The sequence below is a fragment of the uncultured Anaerovibrio sp. genome, assembly GCF_947302755.1.
GTDB lineage: Bacteria > Bacillota > Negativicutes > Selenomonadales > Selenomonadaceae > Anaerovibrio.
Window position 1 is genome coordinate 1 of record NZ_CAMYWM010000009.1, and the last position, 24,077, is coordinate 24,077.

The 24,077-nt window shown below is 50.4% G+C and carries 27 protein-coding genes; 1 reads left to right on the forward strand and 26 read right to left on the reverse strand.

Features of this window, described 5'->3' with window-relative positions; translation table 11 throughout:
* Positions 1-118 precede the first annotated feature (118 nt).
* From Q0Y54_RS01870 to motA, 12 genes are all read right to left on the reverse strand, one after another.
* A complete protein-coding gene (locus Q0Y54_RS01870) occupies positions 119-1,252 on the reverse strand; it encodes a sodium ion-translocating decarboxylase subunit beta (RefSeq protein ID WP_297963716.1) in 1,134 nt (377 codons plus the stop codon).
* 20 nt (positions 1,253-1,272) lie between these two features.
* Positions 1,273-1,620, reverse strand: coding sequence for an OadG family protein (locus Q0Y54_RS01875; protein WP_297963718.1), 348 nt, complete (start codon positions 1,618-1,620; stop codon positions 1,273-1,275).
* A gap of 170 nt (positions 1,621-1,790) precedes the next feature.
* Positions 1,791-2,570: a sirohydrochlorin cobaltochelatase gene (locus tag Q0Y54_RS01880; protein ID WP_297963720.1), complete on the reverse strand. Its 780-nt coding sequence runs from the start codon at positions 2,568-2,570 to the stop codon at positions 1,791-1,793.
* Positions 2,570-3,925, reverse strand: a complete 1,356-nt coding sequence (gene glmM, locus Q0Y54_RS01885; protein ID WP_297963722.1) for a phosphoglucosamine mutase — start codon at positions 3,923-3,925, stop codon at positions 2,570-2,572. Before glmM ends, Q0Y54_RS01880 begins: the two co-directional genes overlap by 1 nt.
* 51 nt (positions 3,926-3,976) lie before the next feature.
* On the reverse strand, positions 3,977-5,587 hold the full coding sequence (locus Q0Y54_RS01890; protein WP_297963724.1) for an NAD(P)/FAD-dependent oxidoreductase: 1,611 nt from the start codon (positions 5,585-5,587) through the stop codon (positions 3,977-3,979).
* Positions 5,588-5,608: 21 nt separating this feature from the next.
* The gene (locus tag Q0Y54_RS01895) at positions 5,609-6,547 is read right to left on the reverse strand and encodes a YbbR-like domain-containing protein (RefSeq protein WP_297963726.1); all 939 of its coding nucleotides are present in this window, start codon (positions 6,545-6,547) and stop codon (positions 5,609-5,611) included.
* Positions 6,537-7,388 (reverse strand): diadenylate cyclase CdaA, encoded by an 852-nt coding sequence (cdaA, locus tag Q0Y54_RS01900; RefSeq protein ID WP_297963728.1) that lies wholly within the window; start codon positions 7,386-7,388, stop codon positions 6,537-6,539. The genes Q0Y54_RS01895 and cdaA overlap by 11 nt, the downstream gene beginning before the upstream one ends.
* Positions 7,389-7,625: 237 nt before the next feature.
* Positions 7,626-8,705, reverse strand: a complete 1,080-nt coding sequence (locus Q0Y54_RS01905; protein ID WP_297963729.1) for a branched-chain amino acid aminotransferase — start codon at positions 8,703-8,705, stop codon at positions 7,626-7,628.
* A 143-nt stretch (positions 8,706-8,848) separates the two neighbouring features.
* On the reverse strand, positions 8,849-9,730 hold the full coding sequence (locus Q0Y54_RS01910) for an NAD(P)H-hydrate dehydratase (protein WP_297963731.1): 882 nt from the start codon (positions 9,728-9,730) through the stop codon (positions 8,849-8,851).
* A 6-nt stretch (positions 9,731-9,736) separates the two neighbouring features.
* Positions 9,737-10,108: a holo-ACP synthase gene (gene acpS / locus Q0Y54_RS01915; protein ID WP_297963732.1), complete on the reverse strand. Its 372-nt coding sequence runs from the start codon at positions 10,106-10,108 to the stop codon at positions 9,737-9,739.
* 139 nt (positions 10,109-10,247) lie between these two features.
* Positions 10,248-11,018 carry a flagellar motor protein MotB gene (locus tag Q0Y54_RS01920; protein ID WP_297963734.1) on the reverse strand — a complete coding sequence of 257 codons (771 nt, stop codon included), beginning with the start codon at positions 11,016-11,018 and terminating at the stop codon, positions 10,248-10,250.
* Positions 11,019-11,021: 3 nt separating this feature from the next.
* Positions 11,022-11,798 (reverse strand): flagellar motor stator protein MotA, encoded by a 777-nt coding sequence (motA, locus tag Q0Y54_RS01925; RefSeq protein ID WP_297963735.1) that lies wholly within the window; start codon positions 11,796-11,798, stop codon positions 11,022-11,024.
* Positions 11,799-12,154: 356 nt separating this feature from the next.
* On the opposite strand from motA, the gene Q0Y54_RS01930 reads away from it, so the two are divergent.
* Positions 12,155-13,036: a LysR family transcriptional regulator gene (locus Q0Y54_RS01930; RefSeq protein ID WP_297963737.1), complete on the forward strand. Its 882-nt coding sequence runs from the start codon at positions 12,155-12,157 to the stop codon at positions 13,034-13,036.
* A gap of 66 nt (positions 13,037-13,102) precedes the next feature.
* Here Q0Y54_RS01930 and Q0Y54_RS01935 read toward each other — a convergent pair whose 3' ends face one another.
* The 14 genes from Q0Y54_RS01935 to Q0Y54_RS02000 form a co-directional block, all read right to left on the reverse strand.
* Positions 13,103-14,341, reverse strand: coding sequence for an ATP-binding protein (locus Q0Y54_RS01935; RefSeq protein ID WP_297963739.1), 1,239 nt, complete (start codon positions 14,339-14,341; stop codon positions 13,103-13,105).
* Positions 14,342-14,386: 45 nt separating this feature from the next.
* Positions 14,387-14,896 carry a shikimate kinase gene (locus tag Q0Y54_RS01940; protein ID WP_297963775.1) on the reverse strand — a complete coding sequence of 170 codons (510 nt, stop codon included), beginning with the start codon at positions 14,894-14,896 and terminating at the stop codon, positions 14,387-14,389.
* A complete protein-coding gene (aroC, locus tag Q0Y54_RS01945; RefSeq protein ID WP_297963741.1) occupies positions 14,896-16,053 on the reverse strand; it encodes a chorismate synthase in 1,158 nt (385 codons plus the stop codon). The genes Q0Y54_RS01940 and aroC overlap by 1 nt, the downstream gene beginning before the upstream one ends.
* Before the next feature lie 84 nt (positions 16,054-16,137).
* Positions 16,138-16,701, reverse strand: a complete 564-nt coding sequence (pilO, locus tag Q0Y54_RS01950) for a type 4a pilus biogenesis protein PilO (protein WP_297963743.1) — start codon at positions 16,699-16,701, stop codon at positions 16,138-16,140.
* Positions 16,670-17,746: a hypothetical protein gene (locus Q0Y54_RS01955; protein WP_297963745.1), complete on the reverse strand. Its 1,077-nt coding sequence runs from the start codon at positions 17,744-17,746 to the stop codon at positions 16,670-16,672. The genes pilO and Q0Y54_RS01955 overlap by 32 nt, the downstream gene beginning before the upstream one ends.
* Positions 17,747-18,172, reverse strand: a complete 426-nt coding sequence (locus Q0Y54_RS01960; RefSeq protein WP_297963747.1) for a hypothetical protein — start codon at positions 18,170-18,172, stop codon at positions 17,747-17,749.
* A gap of 33 nt (positions 18,173-18,205) precedes the next feature.
* On the reverse strand, positions 18,206-18,802 hold the full coding sequence (locus tag Q0Y54_RS01965; RefSeq protein ID WP_297963749.1) for a hypothetical protein: 597 nt from the start codon (positions 18,800-18,802) through the stop codon (positions 18,206-18,208).
* Entirely contained in the window at positions 18,771-19,103 is a 333-nt protein-coding gene (locus tag Q0Y54_RS01970) for a hypothetical protein (RefSeq protein WP_297963751.1), read from the reverse strand. The genes Q0Y54_RS01965 and Q0Y54_RS01970 overlap by 32 nt, the downstream gene beginning before the upstream one ends.
* On the reverse strand, positions 19,096-19,575 hold the full coding sequence (locus Q0Y54_RS01975; protein WP_297963752.1) for a hypothetical protein: 480 nt from the start codon (positions 19,573-19,575) through the stop codon (positions 19,096-19,098). Before Q0Y54_RS01975 ends, Q0Y54_RS01970 begins: the two co-directional genes overlap by 8 nt.
* A complete protein-coding gene (locus Q0Y54_RS01980) occupies positions 19,530-20,120 on the reverse strand; it encodes a prepilin peptidase (protein WP_297963754.1) in 591 nt (196 codons plus the stop codon). Before Q0Y54_RS01980 ends, Q0Y54_RS01975 begins: the two co-directional genes overlap by 46 nt.
* Positions 20,120-20,524 carry a type IV pilin protein gene (locus Q0Y54_RS01985; protein WP_297963756.1) on the reverse strand — a complete coding sequence of 135 codons (405 nt, stop codon included), beginning with the start codon at positions 20,522-20,524 and terminating at the stop codon, positions 20,120-20,122. The genes Q0Y54_RS01980 and Q0Y54_RS01985 overlap by 1 nt, the downstream gene beginning before the upstream one ends.
* A 12-nt stretch (positions 20,525-20,536) precedes the next feature.
* Positions 20,537-21,724, reverse strand: a complete 1,188-nt coding sequence (locus Q0Y54_RS01990; RefSeq protein ID WP_297963758.1) for a type II secretion system F family protein — start codon at positions 21,722-21,724, stop codon at positions 20,537-20,539.
* On the reverse strand, positions 21,711-22,706 hold the full coding sequence (locus Q0Y54_RS01995) for a type IV pilus twitching motility protein PilT (protein WP_297963759.1): 996 nt from the start codon (positions 22,704-22,706) through the stop codon (positions 21,711-21,713). The genes Q0Y54_RS01990 and Q0Y54_RS01995 overlap by 14 nt, the downstream gene beginning before the upstream one ends.
* A 15-nt stretch (positions 22,707-22,721) precedes the next feature.
* Positions 22,722-24,002: a GspE/PulE family protein gene (locus Q0Y54_RS02000; protein WP_297963761.1), complete on the reverse strand. Its 1,281-nt coding sequence runs from the start codon at positions 24,000-24,002 to the stop codon at positions 22,722-22,724.
* Positions 24,003-24,077 lie beyond the last annotated feature (75 nt).

The following is a 24,077-nucleotide window of genomic DNA, read 5'->3' on the forward strand; positions in this document are numbered from 1 at the left end:
GTAGTGCGAAAAACCGTTTCGCACGGAGTTTACTGCGAAAATGCACGGAGTTTACCAAAAAAAGGGACTGAACAATGATTTCTCATTCTTCAGTCCCTTGGGATATTTAAATAAATTCTTATTTAGCCAACATAGCCATCATGGTACCGGCCGCTACTGCTGTACCGATAACACCTGCCACATTAGGACCCATTGCGTGCATCAGGAGGAAGTTGGAAGGATTTGCCTTCTGACCAACCATCTGGGATACACGGGCTGCCATTGGAACGGCAGATACACCTGCAGATCCGATGAGCGGATTAATCTTGCCACCGGACAGACGGCACATAACTTTACCAAGCAATACGCCGGCAGCAGTACCACCAGCAAATGCCAGGAGACCAAGGAGGATAATCTCAATAGTCTGTACAGTCAGGAAGTGCTCTGCACTCATGGTCATACCAGTACCAGTAGCCAGGAAGATGGTAACAATGTTGCACAGTGCATTCTGGGAAGTATCGGACAGACGGTCAGTTACGCCAGACTCACGGAACAGGTTACCCAACATCAGCATGCTGATGAGAGCAGCTACCGGTGGAAGCAACAGGGAAATGATAATAGCCGAGGAAATTGGGAATACCAATCTCTCAAACTTGGTTACATTCCGGAGCTGCTCCATCTTGATAGCTCTTTCTTCCTTGGAGGTCATCAGCTTCATAATAGGAGGCTGAATAAGTGGTACCAAGGACATGTAAGAATAGGCTGCTACAGCAATAGCACCAAGCAGGTTTGGAGCCATCTTGGAGGCCATATAAATAGCTGTAGGGCCGTCAGCACCGCCAATGATGCCGATAGCCGAAGCCTCCTGGGCAGTGAAGCCCAGAACCATCGCACCAGCCAGGGAAATAAATACACCGAACTGGGCAGCTGCACCCAGGAACAGGGTGTTAGGATTTGCAATCAAAGGACCAAAGTCCGTCATGGCACCTACACCAAGGAAAATCAGCGGAGGGAAAATCTCGTACTGAATACCATAGTGAATAACCTGCATAACACCAGGCTCTTCGAGGAAGCCGGTGCATGGAAAGTTGGCCATGATACAACCAAAGGCAATCGGAGTCAGCAAAAGTGGCTCAAATTCTTTACCGATGGCCATGTACAACAGTAACAGGCCTACGAGAATCATAATAAAATTGCCCAACGTAAAGGCTGCAAAACCACTGTCCAGCCACACTGACTGAATAGATGTTAAAAATGCGCTTAATATATCCATACGTTAGTGAGTTCTCCTTATCATCTCATCTTCGTGGTAGTAAGGGCCTCATGACGAGCTATACCGCCCCAGCCAGGACGATCAGCTACTCTGATGGCCTTAACACGGGAAAAGCCCACGCCCATAGTGGCCAAAGCTGCTGCAATAGCTGCTACGGTCTCGTCTGAGATACCCTTCTCCACTACTGGAGCAGGTGCAGCCTTCTTTGGAGCTGGAGCTGCCTTTGGAGCTGCCTTTGGAGCTGCTGCTGCTTTTGCAGTCGGATCAATCTTGTGGATCAATCTGATGTAAAGGCTCAACACAAACAGCACCGCGAATACGATTGTCATGTTAATCAACATAATGACAATAGGATTCTGAGTTTCCATAAATACACCGCCTTATCATAAAAAAATATAAACTGCCACTGCTTCTATTTAAATATAAATATTCAGGGTGAAGCAGTGCCCCCCTTTAACACTTTTAATACACTAATACATTATATCAAAAATTCACGCCACTTTAAAGAACCAACTGACTATTATTTTAAAAAAGACTTTTACAGGGCATTTTTGATACGTTTGATATAAATGGAGCGATACAGCTGGTTTTCCCCCAGGCCCTTGGTGGAGAACCGCACCTCTATGCCCGCTGCCGAAACAATATTTTTCCAGGAATCCGGCTGGTCACCGGCCATATCCACCGTTGCATGGTCGCCACCGGTAAGGAGCATAGGCCGCAAAAAAACCTTTTTTACGCCCTTTTCCTTGAGCCGCTTCATCACATCATCCAAATTGGGATAATCCTCTGCCTCCAATACCCCCACGTGTACCGGCAAATGCTTTTTGTCAGCATACTCCTGGACCCATTCATACACCGGATTGTGCCGCTTTGGTGAGCCATGGCCCATCAAAAGAAGCTCCTCGCCGGGCTCCAGGGAGTCCAGATAGAAGAGGATATCGGCAATACCCGCGTAATCCTCCGGTCCTTTACCGGCCAGGGCCGGCTGAGCCAGATGAACCTCCATAAACTTATCCCTGGCGTCATCCACCACCTTTACCACCTTGTCATCAAATTCCTGCCCCGGTGTCAGGTGGGTGGGAGCCACTACAACCTTTTCGTAGCCTTCCTTTTCAAGATTGCCCAAAACGCTTTCCAATGTGCCGTACTTTATCCCCTGAGCGGCCAATTTCTTAATGAGAAACCGGCTGGTCCAGGCTTCAAACACATCATAATCGGGAAATTCCTTACGGATATCTGCAATAAGGCTGTCAATACATTTCTTTTTGACATCCTTATCCCCTACCCCAAAGGTAGTTACAACTATTGCCTGCTTCATTATCGTGCACCCTGTTCTTTCAAAACAACATCTGCGATTTCATGACAAATTGTATCCAGCTGGGCCTGATCAGGGCCCTCAGCCATAACGCGGATAAGCGGCTCTGTACCGGATGGACGGACTAAAATGCGGCCGTCAGGGCCCAATTTCTCTTCGCCGGCCTTGATGGCAGCCCTGATATTGGCATTATCCTCCCAGCCCTCCTTGGTTTTTACTGCCACATTAACCAACAGCTGAGGATAGCTTACCATCATTTCATTTAATTCAGAGGCCTTTTTGCCGCTGCGCTTTATTGCCGACAGCACCTGGATAGCCGTTACCGGCCCATCACCGGTGGTGTTGTAATCGGTGAAAATAATATGACCGGACTGCTCGCCCCCCAGCTTGTAGCCGTTGGCCAGCATATTTTCCAATACATAGCGATCCCCCACCTTGGTGATTTCCGCTCTGCCCCCCAGCTCCTTAATGGCCTTGTGGAAGCCGATATTGGCCATAACCGTGGTCACAACTGTATTATGGGTCAATCGTCCATCGGCAATCATTTCCTTGGCACACATTACCAAAATATGGTCGCCGTCGATGATATTTCCCTTTTCATCCACACAGAGACACCGGTCCGCATCTCCATCATGGGCAATACCAAAATCGGCCCCCAGGCCCACAACCGCCTTCTGAATGCGGTCCATATGGGTAGAGCCGCAGTTATCATTTATGTTGCGTCCATTTGGGGCATTGTTAAGCACGATAACATCAGCCCCCAGACGGTTCAGCACCATAGGCATTACCTCATAGGCGGCACCATTGGAGCAATCCAGCACAATCTTCATACCGTCAAACCGTTCCTTGCAGGTGGACAGAATAAAGTCCTTGTACTCATTTATGTAATTATGGCGATAATCGATGTAGCCCATTTTGGCTCCGGTGGACCGTGGGTAATCATCCCCGGCCTCAATTTTCTTTACTATGGCCTCCAGCTCGTCCTCCACGGAATCCGGCAGCTTATAGCCATTGCCGCCAAAGAACTTAATGCCATTATCATGGAACGGATTATGGGAAGCCGATATTACAATACCGCAATTAGCCTTCTTCTTCTTGGTCAGGTAGGCAATAGCCGGCGTGGGAATAACGCCAACGATAATGGCCCGTCCCCCTGCCGAGCAGATACCGGCACACAGGGCCGCCTCAAACATCTGACCGGAAATACGGGTGTCCCGGCCAATAAGAATCTTTGGCATGGTCTCCGAATTTTCACCAAAGTACAGGGTGGCCGCCCGGCCCAAACGATATGCCAGCTCCGGCGTCAGCTCAACATTTGCCTCGCCGCGCACACCATCAGTACCAAATAATCTTGACATAATTTTAATAACCTCCATAATGAGTATTTCAAAACCACAATTTTACATCACTTAAGTATGACCCTTTTTTGTCAAAAATGCAAGTGCCCCATTCATGCCATCAAGGGCCGCACTCATGATGCCCCCGGCATAGCCGGCTCCCTCCCCAATGGGATAAAAGCCTGCCAGGCTCTCCGACTGGAAGGTCAGCTTATTTCTGATAATGCGGCAGGGAGCTGATGACCGGGATTCTATACCCGTCATCACCGCCCCCGGATCATCAAAGCCCCTTATCCGGCGGCCAAAATAGGGCAGGGCCGCCTGCAGCATACCGCTGACAAAATCCGGCAGACATTCATGCAAATCCACAGGACGAACCCCGGGCCGATAGGATGGTTTTGTCAAAAAATCCCTGGAGCCGGCCCTTCCGGCCAGAAAATCCCCTACTGTCTGCACCGGCGCGTAATAGTCCCCGCCACCGGCCTGGAAGGCAGCCCGTTCCCATTTTTGCTGGAACTCAATGCCCCCCAGGGGATGGGCGGCAAAATCCCCGGTGCCCACCGTCACCAGCAAAGCCGAATTGGCCACGCCGGAATCCCGTTTATAATTGCTCATGCCATTGGTTACGACCCCACCTGGTTCCGAGGTGGCGGCTACCACCTGGCCGCCTGGGCACATGCAGAAGGAATAGGCCCCTCTCCCCTGTGCCTTGTCATTGTAGGTAAGAGCATAATCGGCCACCGGCAGCAAGGGATGACCAGTGGCATCACCGTACTGGTTTCTGTCAATCATTTCCTGGGGATGCTCGATCCGCACCCCTACGGCAAAGGCCTTGGCCTCCATGCTGAGGCCGAAATCATACAGCATTTTGTAGGTATCCCGGGCCGAGTGGCCTATGCCGAAGAATGCGGCCGATGTCTCAATCCGTTCGCTGTCATTGACCAGCACCGCACTTATGGCCCCGGCACTGTTTTGTTCTATGCCGGTTACCTGACTTTCAAACCGCACCTCACCCCCCAGTCTGATGACCTCAAGGCGGATATTTTTAACTACGGTGCGCAGCATATCCGTACCTATATGGGGCTTATGCAGATATTTTATATCCTCCGGGGCACCGGCCTGCACGAAATCCTCCAGCACCCTGCTAATCAGCGGATCATTTACCCTGGTGGTCAGCTTGCCATCGGAAAAGGTTCCTGCCCCTCCTTCGCCGAACTGCACATTGGAATTTGGCAAAAGAGACCCTCCGGACCAAAAACGCTGAATGTCTTCATGGCGGCTGTCCACATCTCTGCCCCGCTCCAGCACCACCGGCCTGCAGCCGGCCCTGGCCAGGGTCAGGGCCGCAAACATCCCTGCTGGGCCAAAGCCCACGATTACCGGGGGCCGATCATCAGCTGATGGTGCCGGATATGTCTTGGGCCGCCCCACCTTAGGGGCCCAATCTACATTCTTGTCCCGTCTGAACCGGCTGACCACCTTTTTTTCATTCCCCTCCAGGGCAACATCCAATATATATACAAACTTAATTGGAGCCCCCTTGTAGCGTCTGGCATCTATGGCTTTACGCACAATTACCACCTCACTTACACAGTGGGGTGGTAATTCCAACCGTTGTTCAACTAACTCAGGAAGGGGTGTCCTATCATCAAAGGAAACATTGAAATTCTGTATCCTAATCACTCAGCATACCTCTCTCATGGCCTAATTATCATTTTTCTTTTTTATCTGCACCTTCACGGTAACCTCTTTACTCGGTGATATTATACCATCCGGCAGAACAAGATTCACCTCTTTTATTACATCGGCCTTTGCCTCTTCAATGACTACCGGCTCTGTGGAAATATCAGCAAGCTTTTCCAGAAGCTCAACCTTGCCGGTAATCTCCACCTTGTCCGGCTTAACTGAGGTACCGGCCACCACATAGGCTTTATCCGGTGTACCCCGGTATACCGGCTTTATCGGCAGCACCTTCTTGTCAACACCGCTCAATATTTTGGCCATAACATCAATCTCCGGTGAGGCCAGGGTCACCGAATCCACAATACTCCCATTGTCGTCCACCGGGGTCAGCTTGACATGAACCCGGAAATCCACCGTGCTATTAGCCAAATTCAGGTATCCTACCACTCTGGTCACCCGTTCCACCTGGCTTCTGGGCCCGCTTACAACCATGTAATTGGTATCCGGAATGACTTTTTCCAAAACGCTGCGGGCACCGGTATTCCCCGTCACCTGAATGTCCACCGGCAATTGCTTATCGATAAGGGATTCCATGGTAACATCAACGGTCTCCTCCGATATATCCACCACTTCAAAGCCCTGGGGCACAACGGTGCGCACCTTTATGGTATTGGTGCCCTCCACGGCTTCAGCCAAATCCACATAGGCCTTAAAATCATCGGCCTTGGTGGCAGTAAGGGAGGCCCTTGGGGCCCGCACCTTTACCGTAACCGAAGAAACGCTCAGCTTTACGGTATAACCAGCTGGTTCATTGACAGTATAAATCGGAACGGTGAAGGTAGAATTCACCGAGGGATTTTGCTCATTCATCACAAAGAACCACAAAACCACCGCACCAAGCAGGGCTAAAATCTTGGCTGGAAGATTGCGCCTGAATAAATTTTGAATTCTATTCATCATCCTTCTTCCTCCAATTGGCAAGAATATCCTTAAATTTCATTCTTGGCTTTTCATTAACAAACAGTGGGCGAATGCGCTGACGCAGGCTGTCATGGGTCATATAGCGTTCTATACGGCCATTTTCCGCCACAGAAACCACCCCGGTTTCCTCACTTACTATAATAATCACCGCATCACATTGCTCAGACAAGCCTATACCCGCCCGATGACGGGTTCCCAGCTCACTGCTGAGGGAGCGATTCTCCGTAAGGGGCAGATAGCAGCCGGCCGCCACCAGACGCTTGCCACGGATTACCGCCGCCCCGTCATGCAAGGGCGTATTGGGAATAAATACATTCATCAAAAACTCGGTGGTTATCAAGCCATCGATTTTGATACCGGTATCAATTATCTCATTGATACCAACATTTTTTTCGATGACCAGCAAAGCACCGATTTTCTTATCCGCCATATTAAATACAGCCTTGTCAATTTCGTTGGTAATGGAATTGGCTTCCTCCGCATCCAAATATTGGTCAAGGCCCAGAAAACGGCCCTGGCCCAATCGTTCAAGGGCCCGGCGCAGCTCAGGCTGGAATACAATGGGCAACGCCACAAACAGCAGCTGCACAGATTTTTGCAGCAGCCATGAAATAACATGAAGCTCCAACAGGCTTGCACACAGGGTTACAATCATTAATACGATGAGTCCCTTCACCAGGGTGATGGCCCGGGTATCCTGCAGCATTTCATAAACCTTGTACAGGATTATGGCTACAATCAATATATCGATGACATCCCAGAAGCCCACCGTCCGCAAAAGACCATGTATCTGGGATGGAATTGGCAAATCAAAGGGCATATTCAAAACTCCTTGCAACAAATATATACAACTATTATATGTTTTATTCTATCATCATTAAATAAAATCCTGCTATAAAAAATAATTCTTTTGATAATTACATTAAAGTTTGATTGCCCCCACCTGAAGAGGAAGGGGAAATCTTAAGCTCGTAATAATATTAATCCTTATTAATGAAAACAAGGTGAACAAAAATAAAACGTCCCTCAAAACAGAGAGACGTTCCATTTTCCATCATTAATACTGACCAGCCACGTCGATAAAGCCGAAGGTATCCTCCACCTCACCGGTATGCAAGCCATCAATATAATCATACATCTTCTGGGCAAATGGGCCTATCTTGCCGTCGTTGAATACCATTTTGGTATCAGCATTATCGTAGCCCAGCTCACCAACAGGAGAAATTACTGCCGCTGTACCGGAACCAAATACCTCCTCCAGCTTGCCATCCTTATAGGCCTGCAGCAGCTCATCCGTGGAAATTCTCCGTTCCTCCACCTCATAGCCCCAAGCCTTGGCCACCTGCAAAACTGTGCGTCTGGTAATACCATCCAGGATAGTACCGTCCAGCTCAGGTGTAACAATCTTATTATCAATCTTAAAGAGGATATTCATGGAGCCCACTTCGCCAATATATTTACGCTCAACGCCATCCAGCCACAGGGTCTGGTCATAGCCCTTTTCATGGGCCACCAGGCCTGCATGAAGTGATGCGGCATAGTTGGCCGGTGTCTTGGCAGCTCCCAGACCGCCCCGGACTGCCCGTACATAAGTGTCCTCCACCATAATCTTTACCGGTGCAAAGCCATGAGCATAGTAGGCCGCCACAGGAGACAGGATAATCATCAGCTTATAGCATTTGCTGACGCTGACCCCCAAATATGGGTCATTGGCAAAAATAAACGGACGGATATACAGGCTCTGACCAGGGCCATCAGGAATCCAATCCTTTTCAATATTAATCAGCTGCATGAGGGCGTCGTAAACCAGCTTCTCATCCACCTGGGGAATATCCAAAATCTTGGCAGATTTATTCAGTCTTGCAATATGATCCTTGGCACGGAATACCACAGCCTTGTTTCCCTTGTAGCGATAGGCCTTGCAGCCCTCGAAAATGGCCTGGCCATAATGAAGGGTGGTATTGGCGGGGCTTACCTTAATATCCTCATATGGAACAATGCGTGGATCATACCAGCCCTTGCCCTCCTCATAATCCATTACAAACATGTAATCAGAAAAATGGGTACCGAACCCGATTTTGGTTACATCAGGTTTTGCCTTTAAAGTATCCGCCTTCACAAAACGAACATCTGCCATAAATATACATCTCCTAACTGTGTGTACATTTTTCATGTACTTGTGTAAACATATAATAACTGATTATATGCCTTCCATTGTAATAAATCAAGTATTTTTTGCCATTATCTGCATAACATTGTAAACCATGTACACATAATGGCTCACTTAAGTTCCAGCAGTACCCGGCCTATTCTGTCAATCATATCCGTTGCAATAAGGCCATTGCCGTATTCAGCATAGGCCAAATCACCGGCCCGGCCGTGGATATATACCCCCACCACCGGACTTCGGTCTGCCCTGACCTGGGGACAAATGCCGGCTATGGTGCCTGCCAGCACATCACCGCTGCCTGCTGTGGCCATTCCCGGATTGCCCACAGTGGTTACATAACCGCTGCCATCAGGATAAACTACCACTGTTTTCTCACTTTTACCTACAATAATACAATTACATTCCCGGGACTCCCTGCAGATAATCTCCATATAATCCCTTTTCAGGTCATCCACAGTAACCCCCGATAACGCGGCCAGCTCCCCTACATGAGGGGTTAAAATCGGCCGTCTTTTGCATTGCTTCAGCAAACTGCCCTGTCCGTTAAAGGCATACAGTCCATCGGCATCAATAATCAATTGGGACTCCGTCCCTGTAACAAATTCACGGACCAAAGCCATGGTGCTGTCCTGACGGCCCAGCCCCGGCCCAATAAGGACCACATCATAGCCCCGGGCTTTATCCATAAGGGTACTAAGTGAGTCCCGACCAATAAAACCCCGGCCATTATCCGCCACCGGTATGGTCATAGGCTCCGTCAGCTTTATTTCAAAAATGGTGTTCAGGCTGGCTGCACAGACCAGGGTAACTATCCCGGCCCCGGCCCGCATGGCCGCCTGGGCAGCCATCACCGCCGCCCCGGTCAGCCCCCTGGAACCGGCAATAATCAGCACCCGCCCGCAGGTTCCCTTGTGACAGGCTGTCGGACGGGGCCTAATAGCCTCCTTCACCAGTTGCCTATTAATTGGAATTAATTCCCCTTCCATAGCCATAATACCCTATCCCTCCAGAACGCACTGGGACACAGCACTGGTCTTTGAATGACTTATGCTAAGCCAGATATTCTTTACACCCTTTTTCTCTGCATATTCTGCAAAATAACCGGATAACCTGACCCGGGGGCAGCCCAGTTCATCGTTGAATATGTCAATATCCACCAGCTCGCCCCCCCGCAGGCCTGTACCAAAGGCCTTTAAAATAGCCTCCTTGGCCGCAAACCGCCCGGCAAAGGACTGAACACGGCTTTTTCCCCGGGCCTGACAATATTCTATTTCATTTCCGGTGTACACCCTTTTTAAAAAGGCCTCACTGGCAATGGCCCTCTGTACCCGATCCATTTCAATAATATCTACACCTATACCAATAATCATCGCTTTTCTCCATAGCAAGCTCCCGTGCAAAATAGAATTTCGCACTACGCCCTTACAACGATCACTAAGCTCCCACTGCGCCATAGGCTTGTGCTCGCTAAGTGTTCATAGTAAAAGGGCCCCTAAGAGCCCTTTCAGTTTAACGAATATTCTGCATTGCTGATTTATCAAGATGAACTGCCCGCTCAATCAGTACCTCAACGCGACGGTTCTGAGTCCGCCCCTCATCGGTAACATTGTCAGCTATTGGTCTGTATTGGCTGCAGCCCACTGCACTGAACCGCGCCGGGTTCATTCGTGCATCCTGGGCCAAAATGAATTTCATAAAATTAAGGGCACGGGCCGTACTTAACTCCCAGTTGGACGGGAACTGGGCATTGCTTATGGGAACATCATCAGTATGGCCGGAAATCAAAATTCGCTGCGGAATAGGCGCGATAAGAGCCGCAATGGCCGGACCTATACGCTGTACTCCCGGTACCAGGTCTGCCGACCCTGACGGGAACAGGGCCTTTTCCTTAATACGTATCATAAGCCCCTCTTCAGTAAGGGTGGTGCTCAAATCCTCCTGCAGCTCATTTTGCTCAATATACTGGTCCAGGCTGCGTTTCACCGCCTCCAGCTGATTGTTCTCCGCCAAATACGCCTCAGCACCGCCATCATCATTGGACAGATAATCACGGGAGCTGGTGGCTGCCGGTCCTGCACCAACAAAGAAGGATGGGCCGCCCAGATTAAAGGCTGACGTAAAGGCCTGCGCCATTTGGGTCAGCTTGGTTTCATCAGTCTGGGAAATGGCAAACAAACAGATAAACAGGGCCAGAAGCAGGGTCATCAAGTCAGAATAAGGCAGAAGCCATGCCTCTGATGCTTCTTCTTCATGAGGCTTTGGTCTTTTTTTCTTTGCCATCGTTTATTCCTCCTTCTTCAAGCCTTCACGTTCTGTCTGAGGAATAAATACCATGAGCTTAGCCTCGATGGCTGTAGGAGAGTCACCTGCCTGCAAGGACAAAATCCCCTCAATAATCATACGTTTTTGATTTATTTCCTGTTCAGACAGGATTTTAAGCTTATTACAGAATGGAAGCCACAATACGTAGCCGGTGAATATACCCAGTATTGTCGCAACGAAGGCCGCTGCAATGGAGTGACCCAGCTTATCAATATCATTCAGGTTACCCAGGGCGGCAATCAGACCTACTACGGCGCCAAGTACGCCCAGAGTCGGTGCATAGGTACCGGCCTGGGAGAACATGGAACGGTTCTCCGCATGACGGGCCTGCATTATGGCCAGCTCCGCATCCAGTACATCACTTACAAATTCCGGCTCCATACCATCAATAACCATACCCAGGCCGGTGCGGAAGAAGGGATCCTCTATTTCCTGAACCTTGCTTTCCAGGGCCAGAATACCTTCTCTGCGGGCCAGCTGGGATAATTCAATAAACAGCTGCAAAAGCTCACCCGAGGATTGCAGATTATTCTTTTTAAAGGTCATACCGATGAGCTTCGGAAACCGCACAACCTGGTCCATACGGAAGCCGATGCAAATACAGGAAAAGGTACCACCTACGATAATAAGAAACGCAGCTGGATTATTAAGTGCAGAAATTGGCGCCCCCTTTATTACCATACCTACGAATACAGAAACAAGACCCATGACCAGGCCAACAACTGTAGCTAATTCCAAAATAATTCCCCCCGTTTAATCCATAATATGCCGCCAATAACCGACATATACAGATTGGTATACTTCAATGAGAATGCGGTGAACAGCTCACAGGCCACCACACCCATAATGTGTATATTCTATACGAATATAAAAAATCCTACCTGCACATATACATACACACTTATTATACAACAAAACCATCAAAAAACCAAAATACTAAATACCCATTTTTCCCTTAACAGGAAAATAATAAATTTTTCTTATCTTACCATAAGAAGTATTTAACATTCACATAACATATGATATAATAATCAACGGATAATTTTGATTTATCGGACGAAAAATCCTTATCAGCTATATCGGAGTGATTACCAATGGAATTAAGACAGTTAGAATATTTTCAGATGGCAAGCCGGTTGAAAAATATCACCAGAGCTGCGGAACGCCTGAACGTATCCCAACCGAATATTACTGTAGCCATAAAAAAGCTAGAGGCTGAGCTGGGCATACAGCTGTTTGACCGCAGTCAAAAGCAGCTTTTATTGACTCCCGAGGGCACCATTTTTCTCAACAGGATAGAATTGGCCCTCCGCAACATTCACGATGCCGTCCTTGAGGTCAACGACTACAAGCAGCTGCAAAAGGGTACCATAAAAATTGGCATCCCATCCATGATTGGTGCTTACCTGTTCCCAAGGATTTTTTCCAGCTTCCAGCATCTATACCCCCATCTTGATATTTACCTGTATGAGGAAGGGTCCATGACCATCCGGGAACAGCTGGAGCGGGATGAACTGGATTTTGGCATTGTCATCCTTTCCGATGCCTCCTCCAGTCTGCAGCTGCTGCCTATGGCCCGAAACCAGATTGTGGCCTGTGTGCCTAATGGTCATCCACTAGCCAAAAAGGAGTCCATCAACATTACCGACATAAGCGATGCAGATCTCATTATGCTGAAGGAGGGCTCCTTCCTACGGTATATGGTGCTGAATAAATTGAAGCTGGCCAACATCACCCCAAATATTGTTCTGGAATCCAATCAGATAGAGACCATCAAGGGACTAGTAAGCAGCAACGTAGGCATCTCATTCCTGTTGGATTTCATCGTAAAGGGCACCCCCGGCGTCAAGATACTGCCCTTTGAGGAGCCCATATATGTGGATTTGGGATTGGCCTGGAAAAAGGAACGCTATATTTCCAAAGCCGCCCAATCCTTCATTGATTTCTGCAAAAACACGCTTAACGACCAGCACTGAGCCAAAAAAACAGCGTCAGGATAACCCTCCTGACGCTGTTATTTTTATTGGATAGAATAAAGGCCTCTACTTCATCTGTCCCAAATAATGGGTCACAAATTGGCGGGCACTTCGGCCGCTGCGGCCGGAATGCTCCAAATTCCACCTATGCCCCAAAATTCTTAGCTCCTCCCGGTCCAGATGAATGCCCTCCTGACCCAGGAAATGATCGATTATATTCAGATACTCGTCCTGACTTGGCTCCAAATAGGTAATAATCAGGCCAAATCGATCTGACAGGGAAATTGTCTCATTTATACTGTCATTTCTAAAGAGCTCATCCTGGCCATCAGCCCGATCCCGCCAGGTCTCCCTAATCAAATGACGCCTGTTGGAGGTAGCATAAATCAATACATTCTCCGGACAGGATTCCACGCCGCCCTCAATGGCCGACTTTAAATACTTATAATCGCTGTCCGATTCCTCAAAGGACAAATCATCAAAAAAGATAATAAACCGCTTGCTGGCGTATTGGCGCAGGGTAGCCATTATGGTTGGCAGCTCATTAAGCTGGGCCTTCTGCATCTGAAGCAGCCTGAGACCCTGACTGTAATAGGCCTTGGCCAGAGCCTTTACCCCGGAGGATTTACCGGTGCCCCGAGCCCCCACCAGCAGCACATTATTGGCCGGCTTCCGGTTGATAAAGGCCAGGGTATTGCTGATAAGCTGCTCCTTTTGCCGCTTATAGCCAATAATATCTGCAAAATCCATGGCCTCAAAATGACGAATGCCCTTCAGCTTCTGATTTTCACTGTCCCAGGAAAAGGCCTGATGGGAGGCAATTTCCCCATAGCCGTATTTTTGGTAAAAAACCAAAAAGGCCTCTGCCACGGTTTCCGGGGTATTGCAGCCCTTCAGTTGGTTTTCCAGAAAGGCCGTGGCCTCCAGGGTATAGGGAATAGACGGAACATAATCCTCCAGAATGCTTATATTCACAATACTGGTGGCCCTGTTGAACAGCAGGGGCAGCAGCTTGGTAATATCATGGATAAAAGCCTTTTTCAGGCTTTCCCCAATAGCTCCCTTGGAGGTTTCCGTCATCTTGGCTGCCAAGCACCCCTCCTGGCTGAGTAAATGAAGAAATAATTCCCGTATAAGATTACCGCTCCAGCCTTCATTTTCGGCCTTTTCCACCAGATGACCGGCAAAGGCATGACTCAGGGCCAAATCCTCCGGAGCGCTGCTGGCCGCCATCAGCTCCTGGACCAGCTTATCCTTCAGGATGCTGCGGCACACCAGCATATTTTCAAGATCAATCCTTATCATATTATTAACTCCCGCCTAAAAAATCCTTTTTCGGCATTCAGCTGCCTATCGGTGCTTCATATAGGAAATAATATCCCGAGCCACCTGCATGGGGGATAAATCCGTGGTATCCAGGGTATAGTCCGCCTGGTCATACATAGGCTGACGCTGGGCCAACAGCTCAATTATCCCCTGCCGCCGGTCCTCCATGGCATCCAAAAGGGGCCTTGTTCCCTTTCCGGAGGTACGCTCCACTATGGAATCCACACTGGCCGACAGGCAAATAATCCGCCCGGTTCTCTTTAATATGGCCACATTTTCCGGATCCTTTATAGTACCGCCCCCGGTGGCAATAACCACACTTTTCCTGGCGGCTGCCTCCCGGCACATTTCCTTTTCCCGCTCCCGAAAATAGGCTTCACCATGCTTTTCAAACATTTCCGGAATGGTCATTTGATACTTCTTTTCAATGGCCTTATCCATATCGATGAACTTAAAGCCCAGCATATTGGCCAGCATCCGGCCTGTACTGGATTTGCCCACACCCATAAAGCCAATCAACACAACATTTTTTATCATAAGCTACCCTGAACCCTGTTTTTATAACTCTTTAACCCGCTGAGTAAATCCACCATGGCATCCCCGCCGAATTTATTCAGCATTGCCTCAGTAATAACAATGGCGGTCATGGCCTCCCCCACAACTGATGCCGCCGAAACAGCACAACAATCGCTGCGCTCCTTGCAGGCCGATACCTCGGTTTTTGACCCGATATCCACCGAATTCAGGGGCTTCATCAGGGTTGGAATTGGCTTCATGCAGGCCTTGATGGAAATTTCCTCGCCATTGGTCATGCCCCCCTCCAGGCCGCCGGCCCGATTGGTCTTTCTGTATACCCGCTTATCCTTGTCCAGGAACATTTCATCGTGAATTTCACTGCCCGGCAGCTCGCCGCACTGGAAGCCGGCACCGATTTCCACTCCCTTAATGGCCTGAATGGACATCATGGCCCAGGCCAGCTTACCATCCAGCCGCTTATCCCACTGGATGTGACTGCCCAGACCCAAAGGGGCCCCCCGGACGATAACCTCAAAGACACCGCCCAGAGTATCCCCGGCCTCCATGGCCGCCTGGATTTTTTGCTTCATCCCAGCTTCCGCCTCAGGGTCATAGCAGTTCAGTTCAGAAGTACCGCTGCCGATTTTGCTGCGATCAATATTGGCTTCATTTACCGATACGCCGCCAATCTTTATTACATGGGATACCACCTGAATGCCACAGGCCTGCAAAAAGGCCTTGCACAGCCCCCCTACCGCCACTCTGGCCGCCGTTTCCCGGGCACTGGCCCGCTCCAAAATATCCCGGGCGTCCTTCCGGTCATACTTTAACACCCCGGTTAAATCCGCATGACCCGGGCGAACCGCCGTTACCTTGTCACCGAACTCGGGGCCAAAAACCGACATCCGGTCCGTCCAGTTCTGCCAATCCCGGTTAACCACCTGCAGGGTCACAGGATCTCCCATGGTCTCACCGAAGCGAACGCCGGAAACCACCTGGGCCCTGTCCGTCTCGATTTTCATGCGGCCCCCACGGCCGTAGCCCTGCTGGCGACGGGCCAAATCGCGGTTTATCTCCTCAATATCGATCCTCAGCCCTGCCGGAAGACCCTCCACTATTGCCGTAAGACATTGTCCGTGGGATTCCCCGGCGGTCAAAAATCTAAAGCTGCTCATATAACACCTCATCATAAATACACAGTTAGTACACATCTATCTTTTAATTTTATTATATGTGTTTACATAAAGCAAGAAAAAGTGTTAATGGGCCCTTGTATAAAAAAGGGACATGCTAATACGGGACTCCAGTCCATGGGGCGTGCTTTTTATGGTAAGGCTATTAATCCTATGGAAGGGGCCGTGCTGCTGCAGGCTCAAGAAAAAGGCCATGAGGGAGAAATACTCACCCCGCAGCCCCAATTCCACCCTCTGCTCCGTATATTTGGCCTGCTGCTGCTTTTTGCCGGGCTTAAAGGAAAGGAGGGTCAGCTGGTGATTTTCTGCCTGCCTTTGCAGCTCCCCCACAATGGTATATTCCCCGGCTTCCTCAGGCAGCAGCTGCTTCATCTGATTGTATTCCCTGGTAACCCCGGTCAAATAGGCATCAATATCCCCATGACTGCTTTGAAAGCTGTTTAACAGCTCCACCTGCCGCCTGGCTTCATGGTATTCCTCTCGTACAGCAGCTACCCTGTTGGTTATATAAGGAAAGAACAGGAACATATTCGCCAAAAAAATCAGCAGGCTGACCAGCAAAATCAGGCCGCAGGCATAAATCTGTACCGGCCATGCTTTATAGCTGCCCTTTACAAGTAAATTCCACATTACCCTGCTCCTTCTCCTCTGATTGCTCTATAGCCATATCCAGCCCGGCTGTACTGTTATATTTGACCAATGCCCCAAGGCTTTCTGCCCCTCCTTTTATCACCAGCTGTTTATGATCATTCACAGTAAGGTCGGAAAAGGTGACTCCCCCCTGGGGCACGCCGGAAAATTTGACCATAAGGCCATAGGCCGACCAGCCAAGGCCCTTATTGTGCAATGAAGCAAGTATCCCGGACCGCTCTCTGATCTGCCCCTTCATTTCCTCCGCCTCCTGTTTCTTCTGGCTCACATCGGACAGCAGGGCCGCCTGCTGCTGACAGCCATGAAGCTCCCCGGCCAGCTCCCGGCATTGCCAAAGCCCCCCCAGTCCTATAACCGCCGCCGCAAATATATTCAATAACAGGAAGGCACCGCATATTTTCAACCAATCCCAGGCCAGGAGCTGAGGGGGAGCTGCCGCAAATACGTAGCCGCTGCCCCTTAGATAATCGGTGGCTGTGCCAATCAGCTGCTGCAGCTCCTGGTATCCTGCCTCCGGTGGAGAGCCCTTCCAGCCCATATCTGACCAATCCGGATAATCCTGTCCCGCCCCAGTCTCCATCCCCATTATTCCCAGGATAAACAGCTCCCCCTGATAGGCCCCGACCAGCCTGTTAAAGGCCTCCATAGGCAGCTGCTTCAATGTAGCGGTTCTATCAGTATATTGATAGGTCCAGAGACCAGAATTACCGGAATAGTCCATTTCCAGCCTGGTGGCCTGCTTCACCTCCTTCTCGGACAGCCCCGGCAGCTCCCTGGTGCCGGTCAGCAATTCCTCACTGTGGATACATAGCACCACCGGAACCCCTCCGGCATTCTGGCGCAGCAAACGGCTCAATATTTGGTCATGTAATTCCCCTTCCTCACCGGCAGCCGACTCAATCCACAGCAGGGAAATTTCCCCCGCCCGATTTTGCCGCAGGCCGGCCATGTATGCCCTATTGTCATACACCGACATGGCCACTATATCCCTGTATTTTTTCCGAAAAATGTTCCCCAATTCCATTTAAAACATTCCCTTTAGCATAAACCTGTTCCTTGATTCATCAAATTCCAGCAGAAAGCTTACCTGGGCCTTGGTGTCCCGACCCTCTGCCACCGCCCAGATAATCACCAGATTGGCCTCTTCCCCCACAAAGACCTGACAGTGTCCGCTATCCGTCTCCCCACTGTAGCCTGTAGAGGTCATGGGGCGATGCTCCTCCAGCACCCTCTGCAAAAGGCCCGGCTCACGGCTTAACCGCTTATATTCCGCCAAAGCAGCCTGCTCCGCCATAAGAGCCAGCCTCCTGTGCAGCATATCCCTATCCACCAGCTGATGCTCCAGCCTGTTTAATCCCCCCAGGGACATCGTCAGAAGAGCCGCCGAAAACACCAAAAGCACCGCCACAACGGATATACTGCCCCTGTCCATTTCCTCAATCCTGCTCATCAATAATCATTCCTGCTCATCAATAATGATCCCCTATTCATCAATAATGATCCCCTGCTCATCAACAATACTTCCCTGCCCATCAATAGTCCTTTCCTGCTCCTTTACCAGCATATAGTAGCTGTACAGCCCGGTTTCCAGGGTGGATGCCTGACCCGTAGCCCTATTTTCCAATGTCATACGCATTACCACCTTATGGGGCAGCACCTGCTCAAAGGTAATATCACGGATATTAACGTATTTTTGCCGGTCATTATTGGAAATAGGCTGGCCGTTGACCAAAAATACGCCCTGATTATCCGGGGACTGATAGTAGGTTAATGTGGTTTGCTGCCCTCCTGTCACATTTTCCCCCTGTACAATCAGCTGATGATGGCCCACCACCCGCATCCCGGTGGCGTATCTTACCCGTTGGTGAACCAGATTGGTAATCACCCGGATTTCCTCCAAATGAACCCACTGGCTGGTGGTTTTAATATAATTCCGCCCCAGCGCGCCATAGGCCGCTACCAGAGCGGTCAACAGGCACAAGCATATGGGCATACATATTAATATCTCCGCCAGGGTAAAGCCCCGGTCATCTGCACCAGCAAATAAATTATTGCCTGTCATGGCCCCTCTCCCCATCATCAGCCACCTCCTGCCATACCGGCTGGGACAATATGCGCCGCTCCAGGGCGCAGGCGTCGGCGTACACCAGAAAGCTGTATTTCAGCATCCCCAGCAGGGATACCAACAGCAGGAACAGCAATAGTACATCCATAAGGACAAAGCCCCCCTCCTGCCCGCCAGTCTTCCCTCTCTTGTCACCACGCCTATGCTCCGGCATGGCTCCAGCCAATATTTTCTCGGTACAAGTCTCTTTATAAGTCTCTTTACAGGTCTCGTTATAAGTCCTTTTTAAATCCTTTTCCTCATTTAATTTACTCAATCCGTATTCGCCCCACCCGATCCACGATTACCTGACTCCGGCCATTGTGCAGGGTCAAGGTAAAAGTACAATTTACAGCCTCCCCATTTACATAAAACATGGCCTCCCCCCGGTTGCAGGTTATGGTCACCCCGGGAGGCAAGGTCCACCCTTTCCGGATTTTATTGCCCACCCGATAGCAATATCCCCGGCCGCCGTTTTGCACCACAACCCTGGGTGCCGCTTCATATACCCGATATCCATCGGCCATAAACGCATCCGTTTCCATGGACAGCTCCTTCACGTATTCCAGCCGCTTGGCCAGCAGCTTGGCCTCATAATTCAGACGAAGTTCATCCGTGAACCCCATGGTAGGCATAAGCACAGACACCGCTCCCATCATAATCGTCACCCCAAGGATGATTTCCACCAGACTGCTGCCCACCTCTACCACCAAAGCGTTAAATAAGCCATCAGCACCCGTTCCCCGCACATCAGACCCATGGAGCTGCCCAGGGCCAGAAAGGGGCCAAAGGGAATTTGCTTTTTTCTGACTGCCCATAAACCACCCTGTCCTTCCCTCACATAGCCCATTATGCAATAGGCTGCCACATATAATCCTCCCAATATGAAGGATAAATAAAGAGCCACCACTGAACCAGCCTGGCCCAGCCACAGCCCTGCCCCCAGCCCCAGCTTCACATCCCCCAGTCCCAAATTTCCCCGGGATAGGAGGCGTATCAGATACAGGCTGCCCCCAAAGGTCAGGGCACCCATCAGACCGTCAGCAAAGCCTTTCTCCGGCCAAAGGACACAGAGCACCATGCCGCCAATGGCCAAGACAAGCACCAATTCATTAAACAGCCGCCAATAGTGCATATCCCCAATCCCCAGAGGGATAATTACCAAATTGAACAGCAGCAAAATCCACCACTGGCCCGGTGGAGGGCCCAGCACCAATTCCCCGGCAGAAATAATAATATACGCCGCCGTGATTTCCCTGATATGGCCGGAAAGCAGCCTAACCCCCTTCTTCATTATGGTTCACTGCCCGACCGCTCCTGACGGCCAAATTCCCCCAGGGAATGACCATCGCACAGGGCCTCATTTTCATCGGCGTTCAGCGTATATTCCCCGTCGCTGATTTCCCCCACGGTACCATCCCGCAGCAGATATTTGCCCTTGGGGGGATGAATATCCTCCACATTTTTTACATATTCCGTTAAATCCCCTATTTCCGTGGGATACTGCCCGTGCTCGGTATAATACATCATAATGGCCCCATCCATGGTCTGCAGATCCGCCTGTATCCGGGCCGTATTGGCCAGGGCAATGGCATTATTATATTTGGGCACTGCCACCGCCAAAATAATCCCCACAATAGTAATGTAAATAATCAGCTCCAGCATGGAAAAGCCTTCGTCCCTTTCCAACCATTTCATATAATCCTCTCCTTACATATACGCCGTCATCAATTCCAACATCGGCCAAACAATACTTATTACAATAAACCCGATTATTATACCCAAAACAGACACTATAACGGGCTCTGACATGGTTTCCAAAATTCTGAGCCGGTTTTCCACCTCCTTCATACAATATTCACTGCCCTGGCGGAGCATGGCCCCCAGCTCCCCGGATAGCTCTCCTGCAGCCACCAGATTAAATATCACCACCGGATATGGACCATTTTCCATGGATTTTTTCAGGCTGTTGCCCCGGGCCAGACGTTTGACCATTATCTCCACCCTGTCCCTCAGATATCCATTGGTACACAATGCCACACAGCTGGCCATGGCCCTGTCAATAACGATTCCGCTGTCCAGCAGCATCCCCAGGCAATCCAACAGAACCCCCAAATCCTTCATCAGCCACAGGCGTCCCCCAAAGGGCAGCTTCAGCAGCAGCCGGTCCAGCTCCCTGCCAACGGATAATTGGCGTCGGGCAGCCAGTAAGCCTGCAGCCAGGGCCAAAAGCACTGCCAAAGCTCCCACCAGATATTGTGCCGGTACATGGGTCAGAGCCATCAGCAGTCTGGTGGGCCAGGGCAGCTGCAGGGATAAATCCACAAACATATCCATAATAGTGGGTACCACCACCACAATAATAAACAGCAAGGAGCACAGGCTCAGCACCACCAAAAACAAGGGGTACACCATGGCCATTTTCAGCCCCTGATACAATTTTTCCCGCCGTGTAAAATGATGGGACAGGGCCTCAAAGGCCCATTCCAGATTTCCCCCCAGCTCACCGGCCTCCACCATGGCAATTTCCTGGGGGCTGTACACCTGTCCGCAGGAGGACATGGCCGCTGCCAAAGTGCTCCCCCCGGAAAGGCAGTTTCCCAGTCCCTCCCCTCCATTACCCTGTCCCTCCAATAATTCCACCATCTCATCCAGGGGAATACCGGCCTTCAATAGCGTTGCCCCCTGACCATAAAACCGGCTTTTGGCCCCGGCGGGCCCTCCCCCCGTTCCCTGCCGGTGCCCCCCAAATAAGGGGCCGCTGTGTTTCTTCAGGGATAACACTATCCACCCCTGCCCCCGTAATTCATCATAGGCGGACATATTGTCCTGGGCCTTGATTATGCCTGTCTTCCGCCTTCCCTCATCATCTATTGCCCCATATTTATAAGTATTCATAAAGCTTATCCACCGCCATTTCCATGGTCTGCATCCCTGCGTCTGCCCCGGACTGCATCACGGATTTAAGCTGCTCGTATTTACCCTTTCTGATAATATTGGCCACCGCATTATTGCTGTGGAGCAACTCAGCCCCACAATATTGCCGGCCATCCCGTCCCCTGAACAATTTCTGGCTGCAGATTCCCCGCAGGGAGGAGGCCAGCATGCTCCGAGCCAGCTCCTGCTGCTCCACCGGAAACATGCTTATGAAGCGTTCCACCGTTTCCACTGCCCCGCCGGTGTGCATGGTAGCTATTACATAATGACCTGAGGACGCCGCGCTGAGGGCCGCTGCACAGGCTGCCCCATCCCGCAGCTCGGCAATCATAATCACGTCGGGATTTTCCCGCATGGCACTGACAATGCCGCTGGCATAATCCACAAAATCTCCCCCCAGCTCCTGCTGACTGAACAGACAGCGGCCCGAGGGATAAACATACTCCACCGGATCCTCCAGGGTCAGGATATGATACTCCCTGCGCCTGCCAACCTCAGCCAAAAAGGCGGCTACCGTTGTGGTCTTGCCGGCCCCGGTAGCTCCGGTAACCAATAACAGACCATCCCCATAATCCATAAACTGCTGTATAAGACCGGCCTGTCCCAGCTCCCCCAGGGCCGGTATGCTCCGGGGCAATATGCGCAGGGCAAAGGAAATCCGGCCCTGCTGACGATAAACGTGAACCCGGAAGCGCCACGGGGCTGCTTCCCAGGTAAAATCCACCTCCCTGTGCTTCAGGTATTTCTCCTGCTGCTCCCGGCAGGTAATCTGAAAAAAGAACTTACATAACGCCTCCTTGGTCAGCTCCTGCTGCCCCATTTTTTTCATTCTTCCTGCCTGTCGGCAAAACATTGGCTTTCCCTCTGACAAAAATACATCAGAAGCCCCCTCCTCAGCGGCCGCTGCCAATATTTCCCCCAATGCATTACCATCCAATTCCAATTGTCTCCCCCCTGTCTATTCACTGCAAACCCGCAGAACCTCCTCCAGCTCCACCAGCCCCGCCTTGGCCTTGTCCACTCCATCCAGCCACATTGCCTTCATCCCCGTCTGCATGATTTCCTCCTCCAGCTCCTGCAGGCTGGCCTCACGGGTGATACACTGCTGCAGCCGGCTGTCCATAACCAATATTTCCTGAATTGCCACCCGGCCCTTTACCCCACGGCCATTACACCTGTCACAGCCCCGCCGGTGATATAGCCACATGCCCGGCTCATAGGCCTCCCCCAGGGTCCTGGCCAGGTCGCTGTCCGGCAATATGTCATAGGCCTGACAGCAATGGGGACACAAGCGGGGCAGCAGCCGCTGGGCCACAATCCCCCTTAGGGCAATGGCCAGCATAAAGGGCTTAATCCCCATTTCCCTGAGGCGGAAAATCGCCTTGGCAGCACTGGAGGTATGAACCGAGCCAAAGACCAGATGGCCTGTCAGTCCGCTCTTAATCAATATTTTGGCCACCTCCTCACTGCGCACTTCCCCAATGGCCAAAATATCGTAATCCTGCCGCAGCACTGCCCGCAGAGCCTCCTCAAAATCCAGCTTCAGCCTGGTATTCACCTGTATCTGATTTATCCCCTCCAGCTGATATTCCACCGGATCCTCAATGGTCACAATATTCTTTTGGCTGTCATTCAGATAATGCAGGGCTCCATATAAGGTAGTGGTTTTACCGGAATTCACCGGCCCCACCATAAGTACTGCCCCGCTGGCTTCCCGGCACAGGCCAATAAACCTTTCCCGATTTTCCGGCGAAAAATCAAGGCTGTCCATGTCCATAAAGCCTGCGGACCTGTTCAGCAGCCGCATCACCACCTTTTCCCCCTTTATCAGGGGTACGATGGATACCCGTACATCAATGGTCTGCTGGCCAAATTCATATGAAAAGCGTCCATCCTGGGGCAGCCGGTTCTCCGCAATATTCAGCTGACACATTATCTTGATGCGGGAAATAACATTGCTGTACAGCTCCATGGAAATTTCATCATAAATTTCCTCCAAACGGCCATCTATGCGATAGCGAAGCCGCCCCAGTTTGTGCCCGGGCTCCACATGGATATCACTGGCGTTGTTCTCCAGGGCTTCCTGCAGCAGGCCATTGACCAGCTCCACCACCGGCGAGCGGTCATTCACCATCTTTACCGGGGGCGATATAGGGTCAGAATAGGTGGTGATACTGCGCCGGGCAATTTCAAACAGTTCCCCTAAGGTCTTATTTTTCTTATTATTTTTATTATCCATATCTCTTTCCCTTATTTAATTACTAAATATTTTCTTTTATATTAATCATTTTAACACGATGTAAATATTTTTCAA

Coding starts and splice junctions, on each gene's coding strand:
- Q0Y54_RS01870 (WP_297963716.1), bottom strand. CDS start 1,252: ATGGATATATTAAGCGCATTTTTAACATCTATTCAGTCAGTGTGGCTG.
- Q0Y54_RS01875 (WP_297963718.1), bottom strand. CDS start 1,620: ATGGAAACTCAGAATCCTATTGTCATTATGTTGATTAACATGACAATC.
- Q0Y54_RS01880 (WP_297963720.1), bottom strand. CDS start 2,570: ATGAAGCAGGCAATAGTTGTAACTACCTTTGGGGTAGGGGATAAGGAT.
- glmM (WP_297963722.1), bottom strand. CDS start 3,925: ATGTCAAGATTATTTGGTACTGATGGTGTGCGCGGCGAGGCAAATGTT.
- Q0Y54_RS01895 (WP_297963726.1), bottom strand. CDS start 6,547: ATGATGAATAGAATTCAAAATTTATTCAGGCGCAATCTTCCAGCCAAG.
- cdaA (WP_297963728.1), bottom strand. CDS start 7,388: ATGCCCTTTGATTTGCCAATTCCATCCCAGATACATGGTCTTTTGCGG.
- Q0Y54_RS01905 (WP_297963729.1), bottom strand. CDS start 8,705: ATGGCAGATGTTCGTTTTGTGAAGGCGGATACTTTAAAGGCAAAACCT.
- Q0Y54_RS01910 (WP_297963731.1), bottom strand. CDS start 9,730: ATGGCTATGGAAGGGGAATTAATTCCAATTAATAGGCAACTGGTGAAG.
- acpS (WP_297963732.1), bottom strand. CDS start 10,108: ATGATTATTGGTATAGGTGTAGATATTATTGAAATGGATCGGGTACAG.
- Q0Y54_RS01920 (WP_297963734.1), bottom strand. CDS start 11,018: ATGGCAAAGAAAAAAAGACCAAAGCCTCATGAAGAAGAAGCATCAGAG.
- Q0Y54_RS01930 (WP_297963737.1), top strand. CDS start 12,155: ATGGAATTAAGACAGTTAGAATATTTTCAGATGGCAAGCCGGTTGAAA.
- Q0Y54_RS01935 (WP_297963739.1), bottom strand. CDS start 14,341: ATGATAAGGATTGATCTTGAAAATATGCTGGTGTGCCGCAGCATCCTG.
- aroC (WP_297963741.1), bottom strand. CDS start 16,053: ATGAGCAGCTTTAGATTTTTGACCGCCGGGGAATCCCACGGACAATGT.
- pilO (WP_297963743.1), bottom strand. CDS start 16,701: ATGTGGAATTTACTTGTAAAGGGCAGCTATAAAGCATGGCCGGTACAG.
- Q0Y54_RS01955 (WP_297963745.1), bottom strand. CDS start 17,746: ATGGAATTGGGGAACATTTTTCGGAAAAAATACAGGGATATAGTGGCC.
- Q0Y54_RS01960 (WP_297963747.1), bottom strand. CDS start 18,172: ATGAGCAGGATTGAGGAAATGGACAGGGGCAGTATATCCGTTGTGGCG.
- Q0Y54_RS01965 (WP_297963749.1), bottom strand. CDS start 18,802: ATGATGGGGAGAGGGGCCATGACAGGCAATAATTTATTTGCTGGTGCA.
- Q0Y54_RS01980 (WP_297963754.1), bottom strand. CDS start 20,120: ATGAAGAAGGGGGTTAGGCTGCTTTCCGGCCATATCAGGGAAATCACG.
- Q0Y54_RS01985 (WP_297963756.1), bottom strand. CDS start 20,524: ATGAAATGGTTGGAAAGGGACGAAGGCTTTTCCATGCTGGAGCTGATT.
- Q0Y54_RS01990 (WP_297963758.1), bottom strand. CDS start 21,724: ATGAATACTTATAAATATGGGGCAATAGATGATGAGGGAAGGCGGAAG.
- Q0Y54_RS02000 (WP_297963761.1), bottom strand. CDS start 24,002: ATGGATAATAAAAATAATAAGAAAAATAAGACCTTAGGGGAACTGTTT.